Annotated in this window: 13 protein-coding genes; 4 read left to right on the top strand and 9 right to left on the bottom strand. The window is 33.8% G+C overall.

The genetic code is table 11. The features are described 5' to 3' along the window. Positions 1 to 516: 516 nt before the first annotated feature. From K6343_02590 to K6343_02565, 6 genes are all read right to left on the bottom strand, one after another. Positions 517 to 1,983 carry a hypothetical protein gene (locus K6343_02590; GenBank protein ID MEF3244858.1) on the bottom strand — a complete coding sequence of 489 codons (1,467 nt, stop codon included), beginning with the start codon at positions 1,981 to 1,983 and terminating at the stop codon, positions 517 to 519. A gap of 10 nt (positions 1,984 to 1,993) precedes the next feature. Then, positions 1,994 to 2,506, bottom strand: a complete 513-nt coding sequence (locus K6343_02585; GenBank protein MEF3244857.1) for a hypothetical protein — start codon at positions 2,504 to 2,506, stop codon at positions 1,994 to 1,996. An 87-nt stretch (positions 2,507 to 2,593) separates the two neighbouring features. After that, positions 2,594 to 2,890 (bottom strand): hypothetical protein, encoded by a 297-nt coding sequence (locus K6343_02580; GenBank protein ID MEF3244856.1) that lies wholly within the window; start codon positions 2,888 to 2,890, stop codon positions 2,594 to 2,596. 602 nt (positions 2,891 to 3,492) lie between these two features. Continuing rightward, complete coding sequence (locus tag K6343_02575) at positions 3,493 to 4,476, bottom strand: ornithine carbamoyltransferase (protein ID MEF3244855.1); 984 nt, start codon at positions 4,474 to 4,476, stop codon at positions 3,493 to 3,495. An 8-nt stretch (positions 4,477 to 4,484) separates the two neighbouring features. Beyond that, positions 4,485 to 5,681, bottom strand: a complete 1,197-nt coding sequence (locus K6343_02570; GenBank protein MEF3244854.1) for a YgeY family selenium metabolism-linked hydrolase — start codon at positions 5,679 to 5,681, stop codon at positions 4,485 to 4,487. 10 nt (positions 5,682 to 5,691) lie between these two features. Further along, entirely contained in the window at positions 5,692 to 6,774 is a 1,083-nt protein-coding gene (locus tag K6343_02565) for a carbamate kinase (protein ID MEF3244853.1), read from the bottom strand. A 217-nt stretch (positions 6,775 to 6,991) separates the two neighbouring features. Here K6343_02565 and alaS point away from each other — a divergent pair, with 217 nt between their 5' ends. The 4 genes from alaS to K6343_02545 are packed head-to-tail and all read left to right on the top strand — an operon-like array spanning position 6,992 to position 11,163. Further along, positions 6,992 to 9,574, top strand: a complete 2,583-nt coding sequence (gene alaS / locus K6343_02560) for an alanine--tRNA ligase (protein MEF3244852.1) — start codon at positions 6,992 to 6,994, stop codon at positions 9,572 to 9,574. Continuing rightward, entirely contained in the window at positions 9,574 to 10,008 is a 435-nt protein-coding gene (ruvX, locus tag K6343_02555) for a Holliday junction resolvase RuvX (GenBank protein ID MEF3244851.1), read from the top strand. The genes alaS and ruvX overlap by 1 nt, the downstream gene beginning before the upstream one ends. A 26-nt stretch (positions 10,009 to 10,034) precedes the next feature. Continuing rightward, positions 10,035 to 10,952: an endolytic transglycosylase MltG gene (mltG, locus tag K6343_02550; GenBank protein MEF3244850.1), complete on the top strand. Its 918-nt coding sequence runs from the start codon at positions 10,035 to 10,037 to the stop codon at positions 10,950 to 10,952. Continuing rightward, positions 10,939 to 11,163, top strand: coding sequence for a hypothetical protein (locus K6343_02545; GenBank protein ID MEF3244849.1), 225 nt, complete (start codon positions 10,939 to 10,941; stop codon positions 11,161 to 11,163). Before mltG ends, K6343_02545 begins: the two co-directional genes overlap by 14 nt. Position 11,164: 1 nt before the next feature. On the opposite strand, the gene miaB is transcribed toward K6343_02545, so the two are convergent. From miaB to K6343_02530, 3 genes are read right to left on the bottom strand one after another with little or no spacing between them, the layout of a single operon-like run. After that, positions 11,165 to 12,442 (bottom strand): tRNA (N6-isopentenyl adenosine(37)-C2)-methylthiotransferase MiaB, encoded by a 1,278-nt coding sequence (gene miaB / locus K6343_02540; GenBank protein MEF3244848.1) that lies wholly within the window; start codon positions 12,440 to 12,442, stop codon positions 11,165 to 11,167. Next, positions 12,420 to 13,502, bottom strand: coding sequence for a hypothetical protein (locus tag K6343_02535; GenBank protein MEF3244847.1), 1,083 nt, complete (start codon positions 13,500 to 13,502; stop codon positions 12,420 to 12,422). Before K6343_02535 ends, miaB begins: the two co-directional genes overlap by 23 nt. Then, positions 13,478 to 14,263, bottom strand: a complete 786-nt coding sequence (locus K6343_02530; GenBank protein MEF3244846.1) for a TIGR00282 family metallophosphoesterase — start codon at positions 14,261 to 14,263, stop codon at positions 13,478 to 13,480. The genes K6343_02535 and K6343_02530 overlap by 25 nt, the downstream gene beginning before the upstream one ends. Positions 14,264 to 14,294: the final 31 nt, after the last annotated feature.

Here is a 14,294-nt window from a genome sequence, read left to right as displayed (position 1 = left end):
TTCTGGTAAACTGTATGATGGAAGAGTAATACTACTGAAATCTTCAACATCAGAAGATTTGGATAGTATAGAATGAACTGTTATGAACACTCCAACAGAAAAAATAATAGTTAAGATAGATAAAAATAAGACTATTCTTTTTTTCATTTTATATACCTCCTATTGCAATTATTCATTAACATTATAATATACAGCACTATCTTTGTTAGAATTTGTGAAGTAGAAATGATAATAACTATTACTTGTATATATAGTAGGATTTGCATTTTTAAAGCTATACCATCCTTCGTTCTATTTGAAGGGATGGTGTTTTTAAAGTTTTTTCCTTAAACATACGGCATTTGAAAAAGTTAAGCATGACAGAACTAAACTACTAGATTTATGAAAGACAACTTAAGCAAAAATTTCTTAGGAAGAAGATAAGATATTTTCCTCCTATTTTGTCTTTGCACCTTCAAAATCTTAGCTGTTTATGTGCCTATGAACTGATCCTTTTACCTTCACACCGTTATATATTTACTCTGGCTTTACAATGAGAAAAGTTTGATATCCCTTTAGTATGTCTTCTTTGCCAGGATAATCAAATGGTGGAGGAGGGTTAAATAAGGCATAAGGTGATTTATACATAAGAAATCTTCCTTCCATATCTATGTATTCTCCTAAGGAATCGTAATCGTAGTAAACTCTTTTCTCTTTATATGAATAGAAGGTTACACATTCTTCAGAGGTTCTTTCTTCACGATAGCTATATTGGATTCCTTTATTGCATAATGAGATCTCAGGTGGTGCAGAGGGGATATCTGAAGATGTCTCAGGCGGAAGGGAATGGGCTTCTGAATAGCAAATTTTTTCCAAACAGCTTATTTTATTTTCTTTTATATCCCATATCCATATGTCGTGACAAAGGCCATTCTTCACATAAGGCACAAGGGATAATTTACCATCAGATGAAGTTGAAACTAAGCGAAAAGGAGATCTTTCAATGACAGTTTCTTCTTCAAAGGTAGTTAAGTTTACTTTTATAATATCAGAGAGTATATACTCGTTTAAAATGTTTTTACTATTATCAAGATAAAATCTTTCTCCATATAAATAACCATTAATTGAGTATAGGGAGGGAGGATCCCACCAACTACGAAGATACTGCCTTTTATAACTATTACTTTCAAACTCTTTTGCAATTTTTCTTTTTTCTAAGTCATAAAAGATGATTTTATTTTTGAGTTGTCCCTCTTTATCATCGCCTGTGATATCTATAATTAGAATATTCTCTTCTTCAATTATATTGTAGTGTGGAATTTCAATAGGTTCGAAGTCTTTTTCAGCATCGTTGTGAGAATAGATCTCAAATATTGTATCATTAGTTATATCATATCCCCAGATTGTCCACTCTTGAGTAAATTCAAAAGAAGCACTACTCCATATTACAAATTTATCTGAAAGTTCTGCAAGTTGATTTTGAGGTAAGACGCCTTGCTCTTCTTCTTTATCAAGTGTCTTTATTAACTCAAAATCTGAATTTGTAATTGTTTTAGGAAGTGGAGCATTCAAATTCTTTCTCTTGTAAAGTTTATAGATAGGTTTTTTTGCTTTAGGGTGGGAAGGAGGGGCCTTAAAATTCCTATCAACAGTGCTTTCTAAGATGAAATCTCCTTTGAATTCTACAATACTAGTCTCTAAAAAGTCTGTAGGATTGGTAGGTTTTCCTACATACCATCTTAGTTCTCCATCAATCCAATTTTCAGGAATAGTTCTCTTATGAACAGGATAAGGTTTATCTGGAGGTGAAGCAGGTTTTACTTCAATAGGATCGTATGAAATCTTTATATCCTTTTTGCTAAAGATAGAAGAGAAATCTTTCACATATTGTGGTAGGTTATTTCTTTGAAGAACAGGATGACTTGTGCTACATGAGGTAAAAAGCAATATGGAAATAGCAAATAATATAGCTAAGGCGTAAAAAGCTTTGTTTATTTTTTTCATTACTACCTCACTAGATAATATATCCAGCGTTCCCGTTTATGCAAGTTGCCATATTTCTTGCATCAACTTCATGGTATCCAAGACAGTTTCCCCATCCGTAGTCATGATTCCAACTGTCGGCATAAAGTATTGTATGTTTTCCATCGGAGTATAGACGATAGCCATATCCTGTCACATAGTGTCCTAAAGAAACTCCTGCTTGTCCAGTCTGAGGGTCTCTATATCCAACTAACCCATACGCTTCTCCCCAAACATCTTTACCTGCTTGTAGCCAAGTATCAGTATGAAAAGCTAAAGCTTGATCATAGTTAGTAACATCCGATTTTACATAAGAATAAAGAGCATTTGCAGCATCTGTTTCATTAGATGGAAGTTTTGTGTAAACCCAATATGAAGCTTTATTTGGGTTTTTGAGCTCATTTAAAGCGTTTTTTAATCTGTAAACATAAGTTCCATTTGTTAAGTTAGTTCCCATATAATCGGCAAAATATGATTGAGTATAACAATTACTTGATCCTATCATTCCCCAGTCATAATTTAGGATTATTTGAGCAGTAGCAGGGCCGCAATAATAAGTCTTTTCTTGTTCTCGATAAAAAATTGACAACTCTCAAGATTCTTTTATTGAAGTTCCCATTAATGATAAATCGTTATTTGACAGAGGCATATCAAAATTCTTTGCATCTATTCTTGGTTGCTTTGAAAGCCATTCCCTAAACCTCTGTAATTTTTCTTCTTCCAATTTTTTCTCTTCAGCTGTTAATGGAGGGAAGGGTTGATGTCCTTTTTGAAAGTTAGGATTATCTAAACCTTCATTTTCTCCATCCGATTTGATTATTCCAGCCGGGAGTAAAACACTCACCACAAAAATAGCAATAATTAAACTGAAACTTAAAGCTTTTTTCATCTTTACCTTCTTCATTTTAGAATTTTTTTCAAATTACTTTATTTACATGATATTTTTTCTCTTTTCTCACCTCCCATCTACCTTCCTTTTTGCTCCAATATTACATCATTTCTTTTCTTTACAGTTTTTATTCCTTTTCTACTATATTTTATACTCTCTCTTGTCAACGCTTTTTAGAGGGAATTTTTTCAGTTTTTCTAAAAAATATATTTTGCTCTATTTTAAAAAGTGTTTAATCAAATTTGAATTTGGAAGTATCAAGAGAGTAAAGTTATTATTTTTATGAAGGAGATTTAAGAAGACTTTCACCCCTCGAATAAAGGATGAGATTCTTTATCGCTTGCTACGTTCACTTGTTAGAATGACAGCGCACTCAGTCATCCTGAGGAGCGATAGAGACGAAGGATCTCGTTATTTCGGGAGCATAGAGGAGGAACCTTTTATCCCCTCATATAGAAGATAAGATTTTTTGTCGGCAAAAGGCACTTCCCAGAATAACACCGTAGAGATACCTCGTAAGAATTATACCATAGAACAACACCTTGAATTTAAAAAAGAGGCCCAATTCTCTTGAGCCTCTTAAAGATCTTAAAGTAAACTTTTTACATGGTAAGAGCTAAAATTGATTTTACCGTATGTAATCTATTTTCTGCTTCATCATAAATTACAGATTTAGGACCATCGATTACTGCATCGGTTACCTCAAAACCTCTATCTGCAGGTAAACAATGCATATAAATTGCATTTTTCTTTGTTAAGTTCATTCTTCTTTCATCTGCAATCCAATCTTTATATTTCTCTGCAACTTTCTTCATTTCTTCAAAGTCGTTGCCTGCATAAACATACGCACCCCATGATTTTGGATAAACAATATCTGCATCTTTAAAGGCTTCGTCCATATCGTTTACAACCTCAAATTTTACGCCAGTCTCTTCTGCATTCTTCCTTGCAATTTCCATTGCTTCAGGAAGGAGTTCAAATTCTTTTGGCATTGCAAGAGTGACATCCAGACCAAACCTTGGCATTGCCATTATAAGGCCTTGAGGCACAGCAAGTGGTTTTGCATGACTTTTTGCATACGCCCAGGAGATTACAAACTTTCTTCCTCTTAAGTCATTATTGAATTTTTCTTTAATGGTCATAATATCTGCAAGAATTTGAAGTGGATGATCCCAATCTGATTCAAGGTTAATTACAGGAATTGTTGCCCATTTTGCAACTTCTTCCATATACTTGTGTCCAACACCTAAATATATATCGTCTCTTATTGCAATTCCATGGCCGTATCTTGAAAGAATAATACCAATTTCCTTTGCCGTGTCTCCGTGAGAAATCTGAGAGGATTCTTCACTGATATAATGTGCATGTCCTCCAAGCTGGGTCATTGCAGCTTCAGTTGAGTTTCTTGTTCTTGTGGATTTATCTTTAAAAATCATAAAAAGTGTTTTATAGAGAAGGTAAGGCGTTGGTTCTCCAAGAGCAAATTTCTTTTTGAATTCAAAAGCAAGATCTAAAACTTGCTCAAGTTCTTCAAGTGTCCAATCGTTTGTTGAGAGAAAATCTCTCCCTTTAAGTTTTGTATTCATAATGCCTCCTACTTAATTTTTTCTAATAATTTGAAAGGTAAAAGTGCATAAAATTCTGTTGCCTTTGGTAGATCTGATACTCGCACGTATTCATCAACGGCATGGGCTAACCATTCATCGCCAGGTCCAAAACCAATTGATGGTATATGGAATCTTCCCATAGATGTTACACCGTTTGTTGAAAATATCCATCTAGAAATTTTCACATCTTCATTTGGTCGGACAAGTTTTGCAGTTTCAAAACCTGCCTTAACAAGAGGGTGATCTTCTTCGAGGATCCACGTTGGGAAATACTTTTCCTGAGAAATGAGTCTGCCCTTCCATGACTTTGTTTCGTATGTAAGAACTCTAATCTCTGAATTGGCCTTATCTACAAGACACGACTCAAATTCTTTAATAGCAGACTCTTTTGTTTCACCAACCGTGAGCCTTCTATCAATAAAAATTTTTGCTTCATATGGAACGGAATTAATCGATGGAGCTTTAGATTCAATATGAGAAACAACTGCTGTTCCTTTGCCAAGGAAAAGGTCTTCTTTGAAGTTTTTGGTCATTTCTTTAATATTTAAAACAGTTTGTGCCATTTTATATATTGCGTTATCCCCTTTATCTGGATGTGCTGCATGGGAAGACTTACCTTTTGTAATAATCTCAACTTCAACTCTTCCTCTGTGTCCACGGTAAACATCAAGGCTTGTTGGCTCTCCTAAAACTACAAAATCGGGCTTAACAACCTCATTAAATGTGTAATACATGGAAAGGCCATCGCAATCTTCCTCCTGCACAGAACCCAAAATATAAAGGCTTATTTCTTTAGGAATACCAATTTCTTTTAGGATTTTTGCTCCATAAATCATACAACCAATTGCAACCTTTTCATCAGAAGAACCTCTCCCGTAGAGTTTACCGTCTTTGATCTCGCCAGAAAAAGGGTCAACGCTCCAATTTTCTCTGTCTTCTGCTTTTACTGTGTCAATATGCGCATCGTAGAGAAGTTTTACAGGGCCATTTCCTACTCTTCCAATGATATTACCAGTTTCATCAATTATTACCTCATCAAAACCAAGTTCTTTCATCTTATCCTCAAGGAGTTTAACTAATTCAGCTTCTTGAGAAGAATAAGATTTAGTTTGCACAATTTTTTTAGAAAAGTCGATAATATCACTTTCGTATTTTTTTACCAATTCTTTTATACGTTCTTCCATTTTTAATCGCCTACTCTCTTACAATTGTTGTGCCTGCTTTTCCTTCAAGGGTTTCAAGGTATCTTGAGGTAAGTGAAATATATGCCTTTTTACCACCGCCCTCAAGGAATTTTATACAGGCAAGAATCTTTGGTCCCATACTTCCCGCTGGAAAGTGACCCTCTTCATAGAGTTTTTTTGCTTCTTCAAGAGTAAGATGTCTTAAATCTACCTGGTTTGGTTTTTGATAGTTAAGTTTTGCTCCATCTTCTCCTGTAAAAATCGTAAGAGTTACGTCTAAATCTTCTCCGTGTTCTTTTGCCCATTTAATAAGCATTACTCCAAGAAGTGCTGAGGCAAGATCTTTATCAATTACTGCTTCAACGCCTCTGTATACTTTTGCGTTTTTGCCATTTTTAAAAACTATGCCATAATTAGCTTGGAAATTACCGATGTCATCAGGCTCAACTTCTACAACAGGAATTCCTCCACCACCAACTGTTATGGGGATAAAACCTGATTCAATTGCATTAACTATGGTTTCAAACTCAACAATATCAAGTGGAACTGGAGATGGAACGACCTTTCTCCATATCTCGTTACCCAATTCATCTTTTTTGTAAAGCTTCATTATCCAACCGTCTTCTTTCATTCTTTTCTCTGCTTCTTCCTTAGTGTAAGAGGGCCCTATGTATTTTGTTGGATTTTGAAAACCTGGATCGTTTTTGTCAACAACAACCTGCGTTACAATTCCTACAATTGTTTTATTTATACCTCTTGTTCTTAACTCATTTCCAAGGATTTGGGCAATCATGTATCCCATTGCACCTTGAGTATCTGAACCTGCAACATCAAGAGGAATTGGAGGAAGTATAGGTCTTGAATACTCGCTTCTTAAAAACACATTCCCAACCTGTGGCCCATTACCATGGGTAATTACATAGGTATCATTTGGAAATGATTCGACAATCTTTGCAATATGCTTTGATGTCTCATGGGTTCTTGACCATTGCATTGCAATATCAGGGATCACAGGTTTTCCTTTTTCATCAACAAGACCAACAGGGGAGACTTCATTTCCACCAAAGGCAAAAATTCTTACTTGCTTAGCCATATTTTCTACTCCTTTCGCTCTGTAAATTTATATACATTTTAACAAATTGGCAAGATTTAGTCAAATAAATTTAAAAACAAAATTAAAACTTTTAAAAGACTACCTTATAAAATCTTTAAACCAGTCAACTGCTTTTTAACCGTTTTTAAAAGAAACAATTCAACCTGTTGTAAATTTGTAAATAACGTGATAAAATTAGACAATTTAGGGGTGCAAAATGGACAGCAAGAACATTAGAGAAAGTTTTTTAAATTTTTTTGAGAGTAAAGGACATTTAAGGTTGAAAAGTTTTTCATTAATTCCGCAGGATCCTACTTTGCTTTTTACTGCAGCAGGTATGGTTCCTTTAAAGGCATATTTTTTAGGTGAAGAAACACCACCAAATAGAAGGATTACAACCGTTCAGAAATGTGTAAGAACAAACGACATTGAAAACGTTGGCAATACACCCAGGCACCATACCTTTTTTGAAATGCTTGGAAATTTCTCAATAGGAGATTACTTCAAAGAGGAAGCAATTGCCTTTGCGATGGAGTATATCTTAGATTACTTAAAACTACCCAAAGATAGGCTTTGGGTGACGATTTACAAAAATGACATTGAAACAAAAGAGATCTGGAAGAAACACGGCATTAAAGAAGAAAGGATAATCCCTTTAGGAGAGGAAGATAATTTTTGGATGATGGGTCCTGTAGGCCCATGCGGTCCTTGCTCTGAAATTTATTATGATAGAGGCGCAACAAACGAAAAAGAAGAGCATGAACTCCCAGGAAGTTCCGAAAGAAGGTTTCTTGAATTTTGGAACCTTGTCTTTACACAATTCAATAGACTTGAAGACGGCACACTAAAACCCCTTGCACGAAAAAACATAGACACAGGCATGGGCTTAGAAAGAATCACGAGTATTATTGAAGGTGTTGAGTCAGACTTTGAAACAGACCTATTCGTCCCAATCATCAATAAAATCGAGGAACTTTCAAAAGTTCACTATAGAGAAAGTGAAAAAAGCACTAAAGCGATGCGTGCCATTTCCGACCATATTAGAGCAATTACATTTCTCATTGCAGATGGAGTAATTCCGAGTAATGAAAAAAGAGGTTATGTTGTAAGAAGACTTTTAAGAAGGGCAATGCTTTTTGGTAGGTATATAAATCTCAATGAACCATTTCTCCACAAACTATCCTACACAGTAGCGGATACCATGGGTGACATCTACCCAGAAGCGAAAGACAGCATTAATATTGTCGCAAATACCATAAAAAACGAGGAAGAGCGATTCAACTCCACCTTAAAAGAAGGATACTTCTACCTTGAAAACGCTGTTGAAACCCTAAAGAAAAGAGAAAAAAACATATTAGATGGTGAAATTGTCTTTTACTTATACGATACTTTAGGTGTCCCTGTTGAAATCACGGAGCTATTTTTAAAGGAAAACGGTTTTTCATTTGGCAGAGAGAAATTTGAGGAACTCTTAGAGGAACAAAGAGAAAAGGCTCGAAAAGCATTTAAAGGCAACGAAGCCTTCCTTGAAAGGGTGTCGTTTAATAATATCAAAAAAATAGTTAACAAAGTTGAATTTGTAGGTTATGAGAAACTTGAAGAAGTGGGTAAAGTTTTGGCTATCGTTGTTGAAGGAGAAGTAGTAGAAGAAGCAAGTAATACGCAAGCAATGTTAATAGTAGATAAAACACCTTTTTATGCAGAAAAAGGTGGGCAAGTTGGTGATACTGGGATAATAATAGGTGAGAACTTTGAATTTATCGTGGAGGATACACAAACACCAATTGAAGGTATCATCGTCCACATAGGAAAACTTAATGGTTTTGTTAAAGTAAATGATACTGCAACACTAAAAGTTGATGCTTTAAGAAGGCAAGCAATAAAACGTTCACACACTTCTACGCATATTTTACAAGCAGTTTTGAGGAAGCATTTTGGAGAATATGTTAGACAGCAAGGTTCACAAGTAAAAGATGACGAGTTTAGATTTGATTTTAATTTTGGTGCTACTTTGGAGCAAGAGAAACTTTTAGAAATTGAAAAAGAAATAAACGAAATAGTCCTTAAAAACATACTCGTAAAAGTTCACACAATGAGTCTTGAAGAAGCAAAAAATTTTGGGGCGCTCTCCTTCTTTGAAGAAAAATACGGAAATATTGTAAGAGTAATAGAAGTTGAAGGTATTAGTAAAGAACTTTGTGGTGGCACACACGTTTCAAATACAGGAGAAATTGGTTTGGTGGCATTAGTTTCTCAAAAGACAGTTGCTTCACAAATTAAAAGAATAGAAGGCTTAACAGGTTTAAAAGCATACAACTATTTAACAGAAAAAAGAAAACTTGTGTTAACAATTGAAGATGTGCTAAAAACCCAAGAAGAAAAACTTGTAGATAAAATAAAAGAAAACCTCACTAAAACTAAAAATCTTGAAAAAAACATACAGACTTTAAGAAGTAAAATCTTTGAGTCTATTATTATGAATTTTAAACCCAACCTTACTTACAATGATACACCAATTTTTATACACAATTTCGAAAATGCGGATTTAAATGATCTAAGAAAAGCATACGATACTGCAAAAAGATACCTGAAAGTTGGTAGTGTGATATTTGTTTCAAACACGCAACAGAACTCCTTTATTCTAATTGGAAGCCTCGACGATAAGATTAAGCCTTTTGAATTGTTCAATAAAATAAAAGAAGTAGTGGAAATAAAAGGTGGTGGCAACGAAAGAATTGCACAAGGTAGTGTAGATGGTAAAGTTGATTTAGAGAAAATTATAAAACATTTATGGAAGTGATGGAAGAAAAAGCTTTAAAACCAGTTTTAGCGCTTGATATTGGTAATGTGAACATTGGAATTGCAATCTCTGATAAAGAGCAAATTTTTGCCATTCCTCTTGAGATAATTAAAAGAGATGGAAACGAAATTGAAAAAATAAAAGAGATAATCAAATTAAAAGATGTTGAAACTGTTGTAGTAGGCCTTCCTAAAAACCTTAACGGAAGTATTGGTCCACAAGCACAAATGGTCCTTAATTTTATTGATGCACTAAAAATGGAACTTCCAAATATCAATTTTATTTTATGGGACGAGCGTTATACGAGTGTTATAACTCACAAAATGTTAAAGTTTATTGGGATAAAATCTAAAAAGGAAAGAAAGATTAAAGACAAATTTGAGGCTCTATTTATTCTTGAAAGTTATCTTGAATATTTAAGGAGGAAGAAATAAAAAGGGTTTTTCTTGGATTAATTATTTTGTTAATACTTCTAGGAGTTTTAGGTTTTACCATCTTTGAGCCAACAATGATTTTTACAAGCCCTAAAACGATTGAAATAAAAGACGGTGCAACTCTTAACGATATAGCAAAAACTCTTCAAGATAACGGAATTATCCTTGAGTCTTACTCATTCAAAATATGGGCACATCTTACAGGGAATGAACGAACATTTAAAAGTGGTATATATGAAATTATGCCTGTAAGAACTGTATTTGATCTTTTCTCAACTCTATCAAAAGGAGTAAAACCAAAAGAAATACTTGTAACGATCGTTGAAGGTTTTACAACAAAAGATGTAGCAGAACGTCTATTTGATAAAGGAATTGTTAAAAACTTTGACGACTTTTATAATTTTATAAAAAAAGACGAAGGTTACCTTTACCCAGACACTTATTATTTCTATGAAAATGAAAGTTATGAGAGTATCGTCTCAAAAATGAAAAAAAGACTTTTAGAATTACTCCCTCAAAACTTCAAAGAACTTGCCCAAAGTAAGGGGCTAACAGAAGGAGAGGTAATAGTTCTTGCTTCGATTGTAGAAAAAGAAGCAAAATTTGATGAAGATAGATCTCTTATAGCATCGGTATTCTTAAATAGACTAAAGATTGGCATGCCACTTCAAGCAGATTCTACTATCCTTTATGCTTTGGGTTTGCACAAAGAATGGCTTTCAAAGGAAGACTACAAAATTGATTCACCTTATAACACGTATAAATATACAGGTTTACCTCCAACTCCCATATGCAATCCGAGTATAAAATCTATACTTGCAGTTTTACAGGCACCTAATACCAACTACTACTACTTTATGACAACTCCCGAAGGACATGCGATATTCTCAAAAACTCTTGAAGAGCACGAGAAGAATTTGAGGAAATACTATGGAAGACATTAATGAGGTGAAAAAAAGAGAAGTAGTTAGACGAATAAAAATGAAAAAAGAATGGATTTGGTTTGTTCAAGCAATCTTTGAAGATACACATATGGCAGCAATTACGTTGGGAGACTCAGAAAGTTTAACGTTTTTTTACGATAAGAAAAACGAAGATTTTATAAACGAGTATCTCTCAAAAGTTTTTGAATTCCTTGAAAGAATTGGTCTTTAAATTAGTATTCACCTTTTAAATGGATAAAGTCTGCTTCGGTAATCTTTACAGGAATAATTTCTCCTTTTGAAATGTTTTTTCCCGAACTTACTATGACAAGTTTATCTTGGGGGATACGCCCGTATGCAATGTTTCCTTTCACATTTTCAACAAGCACGCTGTAAGTTTTACCAACATAACTTAAGTTTTTCTTTAAACTTATCTTGTTTTGCACATTTAATAGGTAATTCAGACGCTCCTTTTTTACCCTATCTTCTATCTGTCCTTCCATCTTTGATGCAGGTGTATTTGGCCTCTTTGAATATGATGCAATAAAACTTTTATCAAATTCAACAGTTTTTACTAAAGAAACCGTTTGCAAAAAATCTTCATCAGTTTCTTGTGGGAAACCAACTATAATGTCAGTTGTTATAGAAGCATTGCTAAACTCACTTTTTATGACATCAATAAGAGAAAGATACTGTTCTCTTGTATATTCCCTTCGCATTAAATTTAAAATTTTATCACTCCCAGACTGGACTGGAAGATGAAAATGTGGCATAAGCGTCTTTAAGTTCTTCATCCTCAAAATTAGCTCCTTTGTAAATAAAGCAGGATGAGGTGTAAGGTATCTTAATCGCTCTAAATGGGGCACTTTATCAATATCTTCAAGTAGTTCAATAAAACCATTTTTGTTTCCAAAATCATAACCGTAGTGGTTGATGTTCTGTCCTAAAAGCACGATTTCTTTAACACCTTCTTCAACGTATTGTTTTACTTCATTAACGATTTCATTTAGAGGGCGAGACTTTTCTCTACCCCTTGTTGCAGGCACTATACAGTATGTGCAAAAATTATTACAACCAAAGATCACTGGCACATAAGCAAAAACTTGACTTTCTTTCTTTTCTCCACTTTGGGAATGGAAAGATAAATACTGAAAGAGTGTCTCCCTTAACTTGTTAACTCTATCATATATAAGTTCATAACCTTTTGAAATTGAAATAAGGCTATTTTTTGCAATGTTTTTAATTTCTTTTTCTTTGATAGATGCAACACAACCTGTCACGATAACATAAGGACGTCCAAATTTTTTAAATAGGGAGTACGCATACCCAACACTACTTAACAATTTTTGTTCGGATTTACTTCTAACTGCACAACTATTAAATAAGACAATGTCAGCTTCTTCTATGTTGTTAACCTCGTAAAGCCCGAAGTCATAGAAAACCTCTTTTAATTTTTCTGCCTCATACTCATTCATCTGGCAACCAAAACTAACTACCAAAAATGTTTTCATATACTTCCCTCAATTTCTCTTTTAATGCCAATTTGTGCGCTATTGCAATATCAACTTTTTTTGTATTCTTAAACTCAGTAATATCATCAAAATCTACTTTTGTGTTAGCAAATGCCCTCAACAATAACAAATATTTACTGATCTTCTCAAGAGGATAACGTGCAACTACATTTAACATTATATATATTGTTTTTTTGTGATTCTCAAAGTAAACTTCAAAAAGTTCATCAAAATCTTCTTTAATCTCTTTTTTTAAAAAATTCATGATTACATTTTCCTTCTTTGATAATCCATAGGTAAAATTTTCAAAATCTAACGAAACAAAGTAAAGTTTAAGTAAATCTGAGTAAGTTACTCCAAAGTTCACTTCTCCATAAAATTCTTCAATCGAGTAAGATAAATGAATCCTTTCTTTGCCTTTCAAAGTAAATCCTTTATAAACTTTTGATAATGCTTTTTCAATAGTTTCACTATCCAAACTTAGAAACTTAAAGAGTTCTTCTCTTGCTCTTTCTTTCTTACTATGCGAGTATAATCTTGCATCCTCTACAAGAATTTCTCTTGTTTTTTCTTCAACAGTTAAATCAAAATTTGCAATAAATCTAAAGGCACGCATATACCTAACAGGATCAATCTTAATTGAGTTTGTGCTTACAACATTTAAAATTCTATTTTCTAAATCAAAAAAAGATGAAGCATGACTAATAAAATTAAAATTAGAAAGATTCACATAGATAGCGTTTATTGTAAAGTCTCTGTGCATTAGGTCGGTCTCTAAATCGTCGTAGAATGTAAAATCAAAAGTACCATCCTTGTAAAATACCCTCAAAAGGGGAAATTTTCTTGGATTTAGATAAATAAACTTAAATCCTTTCTTACTAAAATAACTTATTAAATCATTAAAATACTTTCTTTCTACTACGATATCAAAATCGTTAGGTTCAAGGTTAAACAAAAAATCTCTTACTGCCCCACCAACAAGAAATGAAGTATCAAGTAAAACTGGCTTCAAAATTTCTTCAGGAATTAAACTCGCTAAGTATTTGAAGTTTTTTTCCACTTTCCCCGTTCAATCTGTGTTGCTAATCCACTTGAATCTATATCAATTACAACATAGTGTAATGTTGCACTTCCTTCTGCAGGTTTGAAATTCCACGGCATACCAGTTGTGAACCTCTTTATAGCAATCTCCTTATCAAGCCCTATAACAGAGTCTTCAACTCCACACATGCCTACATCTGAAATGTAAGCAGTTCCATTGGGAAGAATTTTTTCATCTGCCGTTTGCACATGTGTATGAGTTCCCACAACAGCAGAAACCATTCCGTCAAAATAGTAACCTAAAGCCTCTTTTTCAGCTGTTGCTTCGGCATGAAAATCTACAATGATATAGGAAGTCTTCTTTCTAATCTCTTTAATAATATTCATCCCAATTTCAAAAGGGGAGTCAATTGGTTGCATCTCCACCCTTCCTTGTAAATTCAACACACCAAGAGCAAGACCGCCTTTTTCTATCACAACATGGCCTTTACCTAAAGCACCTAATGGAAAATTTGCAGGCCTTAATAGATACGGGAACATTTCAAATTTATCCCAAAAGACCTTTTTATCAAAAGTGTGGTTTCCACCTGTTATTACATCAACCCCATAAGAATGAATTTCAAGAGCAATCTCGTAAGTTATACCAGCACCATGAGCAGCATTCTCACCATTTGCAACAACAAAATTCGGCTTGTATTTCTCTATAAGTTCTCTTAACCCATTTTTAACTGCGTTCCTCCCAGGTTCTGCAAAGATATCTCCTAAAAAAACGACCCTCATATACTCTTCCTTTCTTTAGTATTAAAAAAAC

The organism is Caldisericaceae bacterium, assembly GCA_036574215.1.
Taxonomy (GTDB): domain Bacteria; phylum Caldisericota; class Caldisericia; order Caldisericales; family Caldisericaceae; genus Caldisericum.
Note: the sequence above shows the minus strand (reverse complement) of the source record. Positions and strands in the feature narration are given on the sequence as shown.

Excerpts from the sequence above, each read along its gene's own strand:
- K6343_02545 (MEF3244849.1), top strand. The coding sequence starts at position 10,939 with ATGGAAGACATTAATGAGGTGAAAAAAAGAGAAGTAGTTAGACGAATA.
- K6343_02590 (MEF3244858.1), bottom strand. The coding sequence starts at position 1,983 with ATGAAAAAAATAAACAAAGCTTTTTACGCCTTAGCTATATTATTTGCT.
- alaS (MEF3244852.1), top strand. The coding sequence starts at position 6,992 with ATGGACAGCAAGAACATTAGAGAAAGTTTTTTAAATTTTTTTGAGAGT.
- K6343_02565 (MEF3244853.1), bottom strand. The coding sequence starts at position 6,774 with ATGGCTAAGCAAGTAAGAATTTTTGCCTTTGGTGGAAATGAAGTCTCC.
- K6343_02585 (MEF3244857.1), bottom strand. The coding sequence starts at position 2,506 with ATGATAGGATCAAGTAATTGTTATACTCAATCATATTTTGCCGATTAT.
- K6343_02575 (MEF3244855.1), bottom strand. The coding sequence starts at position 4,476 with ATGAATACAAAACTTAAAGGGAGAGATTTTCTCTCAACAAACGATTGG.
- ruvX (MEF3244851.1), top strand. The coding sequence starts at position 9,574 with ATGGAAGAAAAAGCTTTAAAACCAGTTTTAGCGCTTGATATTGGTAAT.
- miaB (MEF3244848.1), bottom strand. The coding sequence starts at position 12,442 with ATGAAAACATTTTTGGTAGTTAGTTTTGGTTGCCAGATGAATGAGTAT.
- K6343_02580 (MEF3244856.1), bottom strand. The coding sequence starts at position 2,890 with ATGAAAAAAGCTTTAAGTTTCAGTTTAATTATTGCTATTTTTGTGGTG.
- K6343_02530 (MEF3244846.1), bottom strand. The coding sequence starts at position 14,263 with ATGAGGGTCGTTTTTTTAGGAGATATCTTTGCAGAACCTGGGAGGAAC.
- K6343_02570 (MEF3244854.1), bottom strand. The coding sequence starts at position 5,681 with ATGGAAGAACGTATAAAAGAATTGGTAAAAAAATACGAAAGTGATATT.